The sequence below is a fragment of the Jannaschia faecimaris genome (assembly GCF_900107415.1).
Taxonomy (GTDB): Bacteria; Pseudomonadota; Alphaproteobacteria; order Rhodobacterales; family Rhodobacteraceae; genus Jannaschia; species Jannaschia faecimaris.
Genome location: NZ_FNPX01000009.1, coordinates 70,089 through 83,438, shown reverse-complemented (window position 1 = coordinate 83,438; position 13,350 = coordinate 70,089). Strand labels below are relative to the sequence as shown.

The window sequence follows — 13,350 nt, the reverse complement described above, 5'->3', positions numbered from 1 at the left end:
TGCCTCCGATACTGCTCGGCACGTGATGACCCGGACGCCCGGGGCCGTCAATGACACCCCTGCCCCAAACGGGAGAGACGCGATGTTCCGCAAGCTGACCACCGCCGCCTTCGCGCTGATGCTCAGTGCCGTTCAGGCGCTTTCGCAAGGTCTGATCCGGGACGCGGAAATCGAATACGCCCTGCGGCAGGTGGCGCAGCCGATCCTGCAACAGGCTGGACTGCCGGGGTCGGTGAAAATCTACATCATCAACGACGACAAGATGAACGCCTTTGTCGGCAATGCGCGCGCCATCTTCATTCACTCGGGCTTGTTGCTGCGCATGGAGAGCGCGGATCAGTTGCAGGCCGTCCTGGCACATGAGGCCGCCCATATCGCCAATGGCCACCTGACCCGTCGCCCCGCCGCCGCGCGGCAGGCGGCGACTGCGGCCAAGCTCGGCCTGATCCTGTCGGTCGCGGCGGCGGCGGCAGGTGGATCACGGGCGGGAATGGGCGTGGCGGCCGGGACGGCATCGGCAGCACAGAGAACCCTGTTTGCCCACACCCGCGCCGAGGAGGCCAGCGCCGACCAGTCCTCCCTGCGTTACATGGCCGCAGCGGGCACCGACCCGAAGGCCGCGCGTGAGGTTCTGGAGCTCTTTCGCGGACAGGAGTTGCTGACCATCGGAAGGCAGGATCCCTACGCCCAGACCCACCCCCTGACGCGTGACCGCATCCGCGCGGTCGAGGGATTCGCCGCCGCCGTCACGCCGCGCAGCGTGGATCGGCGCGCGGTCGATTACTGGTATGCGCGGGCTACCGGCAAGCTCTCGGCCTTCCTGCGCGCGCCCCGCTGGACCCTGCGGCGCGTAGGGCGGGATATGGACGAAATTTCCGTACTGCGGCGCGCCATCGCCGAGCACAGACAGGCCGATCTGCGCGGGGCGCTTTCGGCGATCGACAGCCTGATCGCGGCGCGCCCCGGCGATGCCTATTACCATGAGTTGCGCGGCCAGTTCCTGTTGGAATCGGGTCAGGCAGCGCCCGCCGCCGCCAGCTATGGCCGTGCCGCGCAGATTGCCCCGCGCGAGCCGTTGATCCAAGCCGGTCTGGGCCGTGCGATGATGGCCGCCGGACAGACCGCGAAGGCGCTGCAAGTGCTGGAACGCGCCCGCGCCAATGACCCTTATGATCCCGCCATGCTTCGCGATCTTGCGACGGCTCATGCAAGGCAGGGCAACACGGGCCTTGCATCAGTCGCTACGGCGGAGCGTTATGCCGTGCTGGGACGCCTGGACGATGCGGCAATCCATGCAAAACGCGCCGAGGGCCTGCTGCCAAGTGGCTCCTCCGGCTGGCTCCGCGCGCAAGATATCCTGGCGACCGCGCCCCGCCGCTGAACGGGCGACAGTACGAAAAAAGGGCGCGCCCGAAGACACGCCCTTTCTACTGTCTGACATCGGCGATCAGTTGCCGAACGACCACCAACCCTTGCGCTTCGGCTTGGCCGGAGCTTCCTTTTCCGGAGCGTCAGAGGCCGGTGCTTCCTGCGCAGGCTGCGGCGTCACTGCCTCCTGTACCGGCTCGGGGGCAGTCTCAACCTCCGCCGTGTCGGCAACCTCAGCCACCGGTTCCGAGGGCGCGGCACTCGGTGCCGGGGCCTTGGCGCGAGCGCGTGACCTGGACTTCGGCTTGGCCGGAGCGGTCGCAGTCTTGGGTTCCTCCGACTGGGCTTCGGGGACCTGCTCCGAAACCGGCGGCGGCGCCTCGGCGGCGGGTTCCGGAGTCGGTTCGGCCGGTTGTGCCGCCGATTCCGCAGGGGTCTCGACGATCTCAGCGGCAGGTTTCTTGGACCGTGACCGGCTGCGCGACCTCGGCTTGGGTTTCGGGGCGTCCTCAGTCTGATCCGGAGCCGCTACGTCACTCGTTTCGGCCCCAGTATCCTGTGGCGGCAGGTCAGCGACCGCAGTGTCAGCAGCATCAGTTTTCGGTGCGGGCGACACGTCAGCCTGCCCTTCGCCCGAGGCATCGGACGCGCCATTCTGGCCATTCTCACCGTTCTGGCCATCGCCATTGCCGGACTTCTTGCGGCGCGACCGGCGGCGGCGCTTCTTTCTTGGCGCGCCATCGCCGTTCTCGTTGCCGCCCTCGTCGTCCGCGCGGGCCATCTGCGCCGGAGTTGCGTCAACCTGTTGGGCTTCTGCGTCCTCGACTTCCTCGGCCTCAGACTCGACAACATCGTCCTCTTCCTCGGGGGACCAGGAGGTGTCCATCTGAACCACGTTCCTGGCTTTCGGGATGACGCGGGTGGCCGTCTTGAACTTCTCGATCGAGTAGTCGGGAGCAATCATATGCGGGTCTGCGACGACGCGCACGGCCATGTCGAAGCGCGCTTCGATCGTGGCCAGATGCTCCCGCTTTTCGTTCATCAGATAATTGCAGACATCGACGGGGACCGTCAGTTTCACCTCGCGGCTGCGTTTCTTGACGCCTTCCTCTTCCAGCGCGCGCAGGATCGACAGCGCGACCGAGTCGTCGGACCGTATCAGGCCCGTTCCCTGACAATGCGGGCAGGCCTGCGTGGTCGCCTCCAACATGCCGGGGCGCAAACGTTGACGCGACATCTCCAGAAGGCCGAAGCCGGAGATGCGGCCCACCTGAATACGGGCGCGGTCGTGCTTGAGCGCGTCCTTGAGGCATTTCTCCACGGCAGCGTTGTTCTTGCGCTCATCCATGTCAATGAAGTCGATCACGATCAGACCGGCAAGGTCGCGCAACTTGGCCTGACGCGCCACCTCGGCGGCGGCCTCCAGGTTGGTCTTTACGGCCGTGTCCTCGATCGAGCCTTCCTTCGTGGACTTGCCGGAGTTGACGTCGACTGCAACCAGCGCCTCGGTCACATCGATGACGATGTAGCCGCCGGATTTGAGCTGCACGGTCGGGTTGAACATGCCCGCCAGATACGACTCCACACCATGCTTGGCGAAGAGCGGCTGACCGCCCTCAGCATGGAGTTTCACGTTCTTTGCATGGGACGGCATGATCAGCTTCATGTAGTCCTTGGCGTCCCGATACCCGGCCTCGCCCTCCACGATCACCTCGTCGATGTCGCGGTTGTACAGGTCACGGATCGAGCGGTGGATCAGGTTGCCCTCTTCATAGATGGGCGCGGGCGCAATCGACTTGAGCGTCAGCTCGCGCACCTGTTCCCACATCCGTTGAAGGTATTCGTAATCGCGCTTGATCTCGGTCTTGGTGCGCTTGGCCCCGGCCGTGCGCACGATCAGGCCTGCGCCCTGCGGCACATCGATCTCCTGCGCGATCTCCTTGAGTTTCTTGCGGTCCACCGCGTTGGTGATCTTGCGGCTGATACCACCGCCACGGGCAGTATTCGGCATGAGGACACAATACCGACCGGCCAGCGACAGGTAGGTCGTCAGTGCAGCACCCTTGTTGCCCCGCTCCTCCTTGACGACCTGAACCAGCATGATCTGGCGAACCTTCACGACTTCCTGGATCTTGTACTTGCGGGCCTTGGGGCGTTGAACGCGAGGGGGACGGATGTCCTCCTCGGTGTCGTCGTCGGCCACGGTCTCGACGGTCTCATCCTTCTCGGCAGGCTCGGCCTTCTTGGACCGGCTGCGCGAGCGGGAACGCGAACGTTTGGGCTTCTCTCCCGCCGGTGCCTGGGCCTGATCGGTGTCGGCTTCACCTTCCGAGTCCTTGTCACCAAAGTCTACGGTCTCCATGCCGGAAGGTTCCGCCGGGGCGGTCGCCTCGGGTTGCGCGTCCGACGGGGCCGCTTCCGCAACGTCGGCTTCCTCGCCTCCTGAGGTTACGGTCTCATCTTCAAGACCGGCACTTTCCGCGATCGTGGTGACAGGACCGTCGTCATCCTGATCGTCCTGGTCTTTGCTGCCGTCCGCGCGCGCGGCAGTCTCGTCGTCCTTGACGGCACCCTGACCGGCAGTTTCGGTCGCGGCTTCCGACACCTCTGCGGGTGTGCCGGACACGACGGCGTCGGTGGCCGCTTCGATGGCCTCGATCTCGGCCTTCGCGGTGGTCGCCCCGTCAGTTTCTTCTGCGGCGGGTTCTTCTGCGGCGGGCGCGCCGGCGTCCTGCGCATCGCCCTCGGTCGCCTTCTTCGAACGGCTACGCGTGCGGGAACGGGAGCGCGAGCGGCTCTTCTTCGGGGCTTCCTCGCCGATGTCCTCGGCCTCGTTTTCGTCGGCCTCGTCAAGCCGCTTCGCCGACTTGGCGTCGGCGGCTTCATCGGCCGCGGCCTGCGCTTCGGCAAAAGCACGTTCTTCGGCCAGAATCGCATCGCGATCGGCCTTGGGGATCTGGTAATAGTCGGGGTGGATTTCCGAAAAGGCCAAGAATCCATGACGGTTGCCGCCATAATCCACGAATGCGGCCTGAAGTGACGGTTCGACCCGCGTCACCTTCGCCAAGTAGATATTGCCTGCAAGCTGCCGCTTGTTCAGGCTTTCGAAATCAAACTCCTCGACTTTGTTTCCGTCTGCCACCACGACCCGGGTCTCTTCCGGGTGGGTGGCGTCGATCAGCATTTTCTTCGCCATTATACTTTCCGCGACAGCGAGTTGGCACCACGGGGGGCATCAACCTGGCCTGTCTTTGTGATGGGGCGCGAGCAGTCAAAACGGCGGCGGGGCGGTCAAGCCGCATCCCGTCGTTCGCTGTTGTGTCCTGCGTCATCGCGCGTTTACTCCGGCCCGCGACGCCGGAAGTCCGGCGCATTGGGTCCAAACAATGCCCGGGGATTTGATCCGGGCGTCTCGCCGAAGACAGTATCTGCCTTCGTAAACTTCCCCCGATGCGCGGACCTCATGCGGGACCGGACGTGCACGGGGAAGAATCTCACCGGTTCCGACCGCCGACCAATCCGCAGCACAACCGTACTTCGTTAGTGTTACAAATTTGACGCCTTCGCAACGAAAAAGACGGCCTGCAAGACCGCTTTACACAATAGGAGCATCAACGCGAGCGTCTGCGCCAAGTGTCACGTCAGAGGTAGTTCGACCGGCTCAATCCGTATTTCGCCATCTTCTCGTTCAGAGTCCGCCGGGGCAGCGACAATTCTTCCATGACGCCTGCGATCGATCCGCGATGGCGGCGCATGGTGTTGTCGATCAGCATCCGTTCGAACGCCTCGACATATTCCTTGAGCGGCTTGCCCTCGGTCGTGACCTGAACGGTTTCGCCCTGCTCCTGCGTGTCCGACATCAAAAGGCTGGAGATGGACCCCGTCCCGCGCCGCTGCTGCAGCACCGCGCGTTCCGCCAGGTTGATTAGCTGACGCACGTTGCCCGGCCACGGTGCCTGAAGCAGTTGCGCGGCTTCCTGTGCCGAAAGCTGCGGCGGCGTCGCCCCGTATTCATCACCAAAGGTTTCGGCAAAATGGGTGAACAGGGTCAGCACGTCCTCGCCGCGATTGCGCAAGGGGGGCAGCACCAGCTTCATTGCGGCAAGCCGGAAGAAGAGGTCGGGGCGCAGCGAATCCTCCAACGTCTTTTCCGGATCGGACCCGTTGTGGATCGCCACGATGCGCGTTTCCGCCGGCGTGCCCTGATCGTTGATGAATGTCAGCAGACGCGCCTGAAGCGCCATGGGCAGCGCCTCGATATCTTCCAGCACCAGCGTGCCGCCGCGCGCCTCCTCGACCAATGGCAGGCCACCTTCGGTCACCGGACCGAACAGCTTGGCCCCCAACGCCTCCTCGCCAAGAGCGGCGCAGGAGGTAAGCGCGAACGTCTTGCCTTGCCGAGGCCCGACCGCGTGCAGTGCGTGCGCGACCAGCGTCTTGCCCGTGCCCGTCTCTCCGTCGATCAAGACATGCGTATCGGCCTGCCCCAGATCAAGAATGTCCTCCCGCAGACGCTCCATTGCCGGTGACGTGCCGATCAGCTTGCGCATCAGAACGGTGCCATCCGACAGCTCCCGGCGCAGCGCCCGGTTGTCGAGCGTCAGCTTGCGTGCCTGCGCCGCCCGCCGCGCCAAATCTGTCAACCGGTCAGGGTTGAATGGCTTTTCCATGAAGTCATAGGCACCCAATTGCATCGCTTCGACCGCCATGGGCACATCACCGTGACCTGTGATCATGATCACGGGCAGGCTGCTGTCCTGGCTCATCAGCTTTTTCAGGAACTGCATCCCGTCCATGCCGGGCATGCGGATATCGCTGATAACGACGCCGGGGAACTCCGGGGTAATCTTCTTCAACGCCTCCTCGGCGCTTGCATAGGTTTCGGTGGCGAAACCCGACAAGGCCAGCCACTGGCTGATCGACTGACGCATGTCCTGTTCGTCGTCGACGATCGCGATCCGGGTCTGCTCGGCCATGGGAATTCCTATTCGGCTGCGTCCAACGCCATATCTATCGCGGGAAGGCGAACTTCAAACACGGCACCGCCCCGCGCGGCGTTTCGCGCGGTCAACCGCCCACCCAAGTCATTGATGATACCCGAACTGATGGCCAAGCCAAGCCCTACCCCCTCGCCCGGCTTCTTGGTTGTGTAGAACGGCTCGAACAACTTTTCCGGGTCCTGCAACCCATGCCCGGTATCGTGGACCGCCAAAACGACCTCCTCCCCAGAGGTCAGCAGGATGTCCAGCTCTCGCTCATCGGCCCCATGCATCGCGTCCAGCGCGTTGCGGACCAGGTTGATGATGACCTGCTCCAGCCGCAACCGGTCGCACAGCGCCATGACCGGCGTATCGGGCACTGTCTGCACCAGTTGAATTCTCTCTTGTCGCAGCTGCGGCTCCATCAGGGTCAACGCGGAAGACAAAGCATCGCGCACGTCGACAGGCTCGAACGCCTCGCCACCCTTACGGGCATAGGACTTCAATTGTCGGGTGATCGCGCCCATCCGATCAATCAAATCGTCGATCCGCTGGAAGGACGACAATGCCTCATCGGCGCGCCGACGCTGCAACAGCAGGCGGGCACCGGCCAGATACGTCTTCATCGCCGCAAGCGGCTGGTTCAGCTCGTGGCTGACGGCCGCCGACATTTCTCCCAGCGCAGCCAGCTTCGACGACTGTGCAAGGCTCTGCTCGGTTTCCTTAAGCTCTTCCTGCACGCGCTTGCGCTCCGCAATCTCGCTCGACAGCCGGTTGTTCAGCTGGCGCAATTTCAGCGATTCCCGCTGGAACAGGACCGACCGCAGGGTTGAGCGTCGATTGAGCAGGTAGAACCCCAGCGTCAACAGCAGGGCAAAGCCAGTGATGATCAGCGCCAAAACCCCGTTCACCCGCTCGCGCACCGACTCGTAGGAGGTGAAACTGACCAGCCGCCATCCCCGGAAGGGCACACGGGTTTCCAGCTGGATCAGGGCATTACCCGAGAAATAGCCTTCGTTCACGTTCGCACCAAAGGCCCCGGACGTAACCAGCGCACGCTCCAGCGCCGATGGCACCGAGTTTGCGTCAATCGCTGCGTCCAACTGTTGCCCGCGCCAGCGCGGTTCGGTCGTCAGGATCACCGTGCCCGTGGCATCCGTCACCGCGACGGCCGCGGTTGTTCCGCGCCAGCGGCTTTCGAACTGCGACAGGTTCACCTGCACCTGAAGCACACCCAACTGGGTCGCCCCGTCGCGCACAACGCGGCTGAACGATGCTTCGTAGGCACCTGTATTCGAGGGGAAGATAGTAAAGACCGTGTCCGTGGTCGCCACGGCCTCGGTGAAGAACGGGCTTTCTGGATAAAGGCTTCCCAGTTGTTCGCGGTCGGTCGCGGCAACGGTCCGACCCTCCATGTCCATCAATCGAATCGAAGCGGCACCGATCTCGTCGACGTAGGAAATCAGACGCTGGCTGGAGGTTGAGAAATCCTGCGCCTTGAGCGCCGCAATCAGCGTCGGATCCCGCGCCAGTAGCAATGGCACGACCGAATTCCGCTGCAACTCCGACAGGATCGCACCACCATAAAGCGATTGACGCAGCTCCGCCCTTTGCCGTGTTGCGTCGACCAGCCGTTCGGTCAGCAGGATGTTCACGATCCAGATCGCGGCACCTGCCGCGATGATGGTCAGCACGATAAGGATACGCACGGCCCAAGGCAGGCGCAGCTTCACCCGCTCGGGCGACGCGGTGCCTCCGACTTTGGGCTTTTCCGCAGCCTTGTCCTTTGGGGTGCGCCAGAACATCAGGTTTTGTAGCCGCAGGACGGATTCGTCTCAAGCATGGCTCGTCCCGCAGGCGGGATCACGCGGAGACGAGTGCCCCGGCTACGCTGCGAAATAGAACCGCGCCGTCGGTGCCGCCCTGGAGCGGATCGGCGGCACGCTCGGGGTGGGGCATCATTCCCAGAACCCGGCGGTTGGGCGACAGGATTCCCGCAATGCCATCGGTTGCCCCGTTCGGCGTCGCGACATAGCGAAATGCCACCAGGTTCTCGGCGTTTAGACGATCAATGGTATCCTCGTCGGCGGTATAATTGCCCTCATGGTGGGCGATCGGAATATCGATCACCTGCCCGACGTCGTAGCCCGAAGTGAACGCGCTCTCGGTCTCTTCGACGCGCAGGCCGACGGTCTGGCAGATGTACTTCATCCCCGCATTTCGCAGCAGCGCCCCCGGCAGCATCCCGGCTTCCGTCAGGATCTGGAAGCCGTTGCAGGGGGCGAATACAAAGCCGCCCCGGTCGGCGTGGGCCCTGAGCGCCGCCGCGATGGGCGACCGCGCCGCAATCGCCCCGCATCTCAGGTAGTCGCCATAGGAAAATCCGCCCGGTACGCCCACCAGATCCACGCCCGAAGGCAGCACCGTCTCCTTGTGCCAGACCATCGTTGTGTCGAACCCGGCGGCACGAAACGCCACGGCAAGATCGCGGTCGCAATTGGATCCGGGGAAGACGAGGACGGCGGCTTTCATGGGAGAACCTTCACAAAGCAGGGAACCTGCGGAGCGTTTTTCACATTTCCCCGGCGAGTTCCAGCGTCGCCGACGATCCTTTCACGGGGCGACGATCATTCCCACCGCGATCCTTGCGCGGGTGCCTAGCGGCATCAATTGGGGAAGCGCCATCCGATCTTGTCGGCGCGAACCGCCCATGCACGCGCGGGAAGAACGATTGGACCGCCGGTCTCGACCAGGGCGGCAAGGTGTTCCTTCACATGATACCTCTGATCCGGCGGAAGGCTCATGCAATAGCTTGGGGCCGGACCCGAACCAAGCGTGAAGGGGTACCAGAACGATTCGAAATCGGGGAATACGGCGTCCATCTCAATGGCCGCGATCTCCGCGTTGGGAATGCCTGCCCCCTCGCAAAGGGTATTCAGCCGGTCCTTCGTGCAGAACGGAAACCGCGCGTTTTCCCTCAACTCGGCGGCGTCCGGATCGACCTCGGCGGCCGCCGTCCAGAAGGCATCGATGATGCCCATTCCACCGCCGGGATAATCCCAGACATAAAATGACAGGACACCTCCGGGCCGAAGAACCCGGCGCATTTCCGCAAGTGCGGCCAGCCTGTCTTCGACGAAGTTCAGCACAAGCGCGGAGGTTACGATATCCGTGGATGCGTCAGGCCCCGGAAGATCCAGCGCATCCGCGATGGCGAAGCGCACGCGGGAATCGTCAATCAGTTGTTCGGCATAGCTGACAAAATCGGCGGATCGGTCGGTCGCGATGATCGACCGGGGATCCGCGTCTGCCAGTATTTCTTCCGTAAGCGCTCCGGTCCCGCAGCCGACCTCCAACCAGTCCGCCTGCGCAGGCGGGGCCAGCCAATCAAGGAAAAGCGCCGCGATGCCGCGGCTCCAGCGACCCATGTAGTGTTCGTAGTTTTGCCCCGCGCTCCACGCGTCGAATTCTGCTGCTGCGGACATATTCCCCTCTCCAGTCTTTCCGATGCTGAATCATGCTATGCTCCGGGCACTAAAAAGGAGCATAGCATGAATTACGACAGAACGCTCATTTCCAACGGCAACCCGATGGAGGCTATCGTCGGGTTCTCGCGCGCCGTCCGGGTCGGCCCCTTCATCTCGGTCGGAGGTACGGCACCGGTCGATGCCGATGGCAAGACCGTCGGGATAGGCGATGCCGCCGCGCAGACGCGGCAATGCCTGCACCTGATAGAAAGCGCGCTGCGTCAGGCGGGCTCGGGATTGCATCACGTGGTGCGGACCCGCGTCATTCTGACTGACATCGAAAACTGGAAGGCTGCGATCGACGTCCGCAAGACGTACTTCCGGGATATCCGGCCCGTGGACACTATCATGGCGATCGACCGCTTCGTTAACCCAGAATGGCTGGTGGAACTGGAGGTCGACGCAATTATCAGCGACTGATCGACCGGAAGATCGAGACCTACGCCTAGCGCGTAAAATCCGTAATTACCGCCACGCCAGGTGGCATCGGTCCATTGAATGCGGCCAATTCCGCCGACGTGTCGGACAGCGCCACTTCGCGCGCGATCAGGGGCGACATGTCGACTTTGCCGCTGGTGATCATGCCCAGCAGCGATGGATACCGCCAGGACGGCATTCCCCGTGTTCCGTAAAGAGCCAGATTGCCTTGATAGACTGCGCTCATGTCGACATCCATTTGTGCGGTATGACCAACCGGCATCCCCACCTGCACGTGCCGGCCCAGCACCCGCAGACAACGGATCGAGGCATTCACGGTGACGGGGATGCCCAGAGCCTCCACGCTGACATGCGCACCACCACCGGTAATTTCCTTGATCTGCGCAGCCGTGTCATCAGACGCGAGCACCGCCGCATCGATGCCCAAGCTAAGCGCATGGTCCAGCTTTTCCTGTACCACGTCGACGACGACAACATTCGCCCCCAGTGCCCGGCCCAGCAGGGCCGCTGACAACCCGATGCCCCCGGTGCCGTGAACGGCCAGCCACTCGCCCGCTTGCAACGCCGCCCGCCCGGTCAGCGCATGCCAACTGGTCGTCACGCGACACCCAAGCCCGGCGGCGACGGTCGCCGACAAACCTTCAGGCAGGCGCGCCAGATTGTGATCCCGCGGTACGGCGACGTATTCGGCAAAGGCCCCCGGTTCGATGAACCCCGGCAGGCGCTGATCGAAACAGGTGTTTTGCTGCCCCGCGCGGCATTGAGGGCAGGTTCCACAAGCAAGGATAAAGGGCGCGACCAATGTGTCGCCCACCGCGAATTGCGCATTGGGTCCAGCAGCCACCACTTCCCCGCAGTATTCGTGCCCGCCGATCTGACCCGGCTTCACGCGCGGATGCTCACCGACCCAGCCGTGCCAGTCCGACCGGCATATACCGCAGGCGATCGTTCGCAACACGACGCCGTCTGAAGGGCAGTCCGGCTCAGGCAGGTCTTCAATGGATAGCGGGGCGTTGTATTCGCGTAGGACGGCGGCGCGCATGGTGATCTCTCCCTCGTTTCGGGGAAACAGCCAGCATTTGCACCCGACTGGCAACACCTAATCTGGCGCGGCGTCCGATGGATCGGGGATGGCAAAACGCCCGAACCGATGGGTCCCGGCGTCGTCGTCGATGTCAGAGGCTCTCGATCCAGTTATCGACCTTGTGCTTGGCCGTCTCCTTGCTATCGCCGTACCGCTCTTGAATCTTGCCTTCCAGAACCTCGCGGTCACCGGCGGCCTGTTGCAGGTCATCATCTGTCAGTTCGGCCCACTGCTGTTTAGCCTTTCCGATGAATTGCTTCCAGTTTCCTTGGATTTGATCCCAGTTCATTGTGTCACTCCTCGCAGGTTGTACATAAAGTTCAACGCGTTCAGGCTGGCAATGTTCCATCGCGTGAGGGAGACTGGCCAAAGATGGTGGACACCTTCACCAAGGCATCAACCAAGCCGCGCGACAATCTCCCCACGTTGCCCAAGGACCGAAATTGGAGAGTAGAGCAAGATCCAGCGCGCGGTGTTCAGCGTGAGAGACAACGACACCCGTCCCCTCAGGTGACTGCCTGATGTCCTTATGGTCCGGATCTGGTTCGCCGGAATATGCGGACCGTTCGGCCGGACGGATATTCCATCCGCGTTTACCACGATTTCCGTAAACCTTGCCCCCACCAGCAGTCGCTGGCCGGACAGGACCAACAAGGGAAGGAGAACGAACCAGGCCGGTTCCGGCGGGTCCGACCGCCAGCTTATCAGAAGAAGAAGCACGGAAAGGCCCGCAAGGGCAAAACATCCCAAACCCAATGACATCAGAAGATGGCGATAAGGACGAAGGACAAGAGGCCCGTTCTCAGCAACAAAGTTGGAAAACCCTTGGCCCACGATCACATCTCGATCGAATAGCTTTCGATCACGGTGTTCGCCAAAAGCTTCTCACACATGGCGGTGACGTCGGCCTCGGCGGTGCCCTCGACCACGTCAAGCTCGATCAGCTTGCCTTGGCGCACGCCTTCGACGCCGTCGAAACCCAGCGCGCCCAGCGCATGGCGCACGGCCTCGCCCTGGGGGTCAAGGACGCCGGTTTTGAGCATGACGGTGACTTTAACCTTCATGGGATCGCTTTCAGTTGATCAGGGTCGGACGGGTCACGGGACCCGAGTTCGTAGGCAGCACGCCAAGCCGGCGCGCCACTTCGGTATAGGCATCGGTGAGTGAGCCCAAGTCACGGCGGAACACATCCTTATCGAGCTTCTTGCCCGTCTCGATGTCCCACAGACGGCAACTGTCGGGGCTGATCTCATCGGCCAAGATCAGGCTATGCATATCGTTGTCCCAAATACGACCGACCTCGATCTTGAAGTCGACCAGCTTGATTCCAACTGCCATCATGCAACCCGACATGAAGTCGTTCACCCGAAGCGCCAGCGCGACGATATCGTCCAGATCCTGCTGGTTGGCCCAACCGAAGGCGATGATATGCTCCTCGGCCACCAGTGGGTCACCCAGCTTGTCATCCTTGTAGCAAAACTCGATTATCGGGCGCGGCAGCGGCGTCCCCTCCTCGATCCCAAGACGCGTCGAAAGCGTTCCAGCGGCGACGTTGCGAACGATGATTTCGAGCGGAACGATCTCGCATGCGCGGATCAGTTGTTCCCGCATATTCAGACGCTTGATGAAATGCGTGGGCACACCGATGTTGCCCAGCCCCACCATGAAGAATTCCGAAAGGCGATTGTTCAGAACACCCTTGCCGTCGATGATGTCCTTCTTCTGCGCGTTGAAGGCGGTGGCATCGTCCTTGAAATACTGGACCAGGGTTCCCGGTTCCGGGCCTTCATAAAGGATCTTGGCTTTGCCTTCGTAGACCTTTTTGCGTCTGGCCATGATACCCTCGGACGTTGCTTGTTTGCGCGCCTCTTAGGCCTTTCGTACCGCTTTGCCAAGCGACGCGACTTGCACGCGCGCGCCGCGCGGCACATATCGGAAGAAAGCACACCACACG

At 62.7% G+C, this 13,350-nt stretch carries 12 protein-coding genes; 2 read left to right on the top strand and 10 right to left on the bottom strand.

The window, feature by feature from the left end:
- The first annotated feature begins 25 nt into the window (after window positions 1–25).
- Window positions 26–1,381 (top strand): M48 family metalloprotease, encoded by a 1,356-nt coding sequence (locus BLV27_RS11260; protein WP_244504627.1) that lies wholly within the window; start codon window positions 26–28, stop codon window positions 1,379–1,381.
- Between the two features lie 66 nt (window positions 1,382–1,447).
- Here BLV27_RS11260 and BLV27_RS11255 read toward each other — a convergent pair whose 3' ends face one another.
- The 5 genes from BLV27_RS11255 to BLV27_RS11235 form a co-directional block, all read right to left on the bottom strand.
- Window positions 1,448–4,564, bottom strand: a complete 3,117-nt coding sequence (locus BLV27_RS11255; protein ID WP_092645978.1) for an Rne/Rng family ribonuclease — start codon at window positions 4,562–4,564, stop codon at window positions 1,448–1,450.
- A gap of 445 nt (window positions 4,565–5,009) precedes the next feature.
- The gene (locus BLV27_RS11250) at window positions 5,010–6,344 is read right to left on the bottom strand and encodes a sigma-54-dependent transcriptional regulator (protein ID WP_092645976.1); all 1,335 of its coding nucleotides are present in this window, start codon (window positions 6,342–6,344) and stop codon (window positions 5,010–5,012) included.
- Between the two features lie 8 nt (window positions 6,345–6,352).
- A complete protein-coding gene (locus BLV27_RS11245; RefSeq protein ID WP_092645974.1) occupies window positions 6,353–8,152 on the bottom strand; it encodes a sensor histidine kinase in 1,800 nt (599 codons plus the stop codon).
- Window positions 8,153–8,210: 58 nt separating this feature from the next.
- Entirely contained in the window at window positions 8,211–8,879 is a 669-nt protein-coding gene (purQ, locus tag BLV27_RS11240; RefSeq protein WP_092645972.1) for a phosphoribosylformylglycinamidine synthase subunit PurQ, read from the bottom strand.
- A gap of 134 nt (window positions 8,880–9,013) precedes the next feature.
- Window positions 9,014–9,832 carry a class I SAM-dependent methyltransferase gene (locus tag BLV27_RS11235; protein ID WP_092645970.1) on the bottom strand — a complete coding sequence of 273 codons (819 nt, stop codon included), beginning with the start codon at window positions 9,830–9,832 and terminating at the stop codon, window positions 9,014–9,016.
- 66 nt (window positions 9,833–9,898) lie between these two features.
- Between BLV27_RS11235 and BLV27_RS11230 the strand changes: the two genes are divergently transcribed.
- Entirely contained in the window at window positions 9,899–10,294 is a 396-nt protein-coding gene (locus BLV27_RS11230) for a RidA family protein (protein WP_092645968.1), read from the top strand.
- A 25-nt stretch (window positions 10,295–10,319) separates the two neighbouring features.
- Here BLV27_RS11230 and BLV27_RS11225 read toward each other — a convergent pair whose 3' ends face one another.
- The 5 genes from BLV27_RS11225 to purC all read right to left on the bottom strand — a co-directional run bounded on the left by BLV27_RS11225 (window position 10,320) and on the right by purC (window position 13,232).
- Complete coding sequence (locus BLV27_RS11225) at window positions 10,320–11,354, bottom strand: alcohol dehydrogenase catalytic domain-containing protein (protein ID WP_092645966.1); 1,035 nt, start codon at window positions 11,352–11,354, stop codon at window positions 10,320–10,322.
- A gap of 133 nt (window positions 11,355–11,487) precedes the next feature.
- Window positions 11,488–11,685, bottom strand: a complete 198-nt coding sequence (locus tag BLV27_RS11220) for a CsbD family protein (RefSeq protein WP_092645964.1) — start codon at window positions 11,683–11,685, stop codon at window positions 11,488–11,490.
- 107 nt (window positions 11,686–11,792) lie between these two features.
- Window positions 11,793–12,116, bottom strand: coding sequence for a hypothetical protein (locus BLV27_RS11215; RefSeq protein ID WP_139176606.1), 324 nt, complete (start codon window positions 12,114–12,116; stop codon window positions 11,793–11,795).
- A gap of 116 nt (window positions 12,117–12,232) precedes the next feature.
- Window positions 12,233–12,460 carry a phosphoribosylformylglycinamidine synthase subunit PurS gene (gene purS / locus BLV27_RS11210; RefSeq protein ID WP_092645960.1) on the bottom strand — a complete coding sequence of 76 codons (228 nt, stop codon included), beginning with the start codon at window positions 12,458–12,460 and terminating at the stop codon, window positions 12,233–12,235.
- Between the two features lie 10 nt (window positions 12,461–12,470).
- The gene (gene purC / locus BLV27_RS11205; protein WP_092645958.1) at window positions 12,471–13,232 is read right to left on the bottom strand and encodes a phosphoribosylaminoimidazolesuccinocarboxamide synthase; all 762 of its coding nucleotides are present in this window, start codon (window positions 13,230–13,232) and stop codon (window positions 12,471–12,473) included.
- Window positions 13,233–13,350 lie beyond the last annotated feature (118 nt).

Coding starts and splice junctions, on each gene's coding strand:
- BLV27_RS11260 (WP_244504627.1), top strand. CDS start 26: ATGACCCGGACGCCCGGGGCCGTCAATGACACCCCTGCCCCAAACGGG.
- BLV27_RS11255 (WP_092645978.1), bottom strand. CDS start 4,564: ATGGCGAAGAAAATGCTGATCGACGCCACCCACCCGGAAGAGACCCGG.
- BLV27_RS11250 (WP_092645976.1), bottom strand. CDS start 6,344: ATGGCCGAGCAGACCCGGATCGCGATCGTCGACGACGAACAGGACATG.
- BLV27_RS11245 (WP_092645974.1), bottom strand. CDS start 8,152: ATGTTCTGGCGCACCCCAAAGGACAAGGCTGCGGAAAAGCCCAAAGTC.
- purQ (WP_092645972.1), bottom strand. CDS start 8,879: ATGAAAGCCGCCGTCCTCGTCTTCCCCGGATCCAATTGCGACCGCGAT.
- BLV27_RS11235 (WP_092645970.1), bottom strand. CDS start 9,832: ATGTCCGCAGCAGCAGAATTCGACGCGTGGAGCGCGGGGCAAAACTAC.
- BLV27_RS11230 (WP_092645968.1), top strand. CDS start 9,899: ATGAATTACGACAGAACGCTCATTTCCAACGGCAACCCGATGGAGGCT.
- BLV27_RS11225 (WP_092645966.1), bottom strand. CDS start 11,354: ATGCGCGCCGCCGTCCTACGCGAATACAACGCCCCGCTATCCATTGAA.
- BLV27_RS11220 (WP_092645964.1), bottom strand. CDS start 11,685: ATGAACTGGGATCAAATCCAAGGAAACTGGAAGCAATTCATCGGAAAG.
- purS (WP_092645960.1), bottom strand. CDS start 12,460: ATGAAGGTTAAAGTCACCGTCATGCTCAAAACCGGCGTCCTTGACCCC.
- purC (WP_092645958.1), bottom strand. CDS start 13,232: ATGGCCAGACGCAAAAAGGTCTACGAAGGCAAAGCCAAGATCCTTTAT.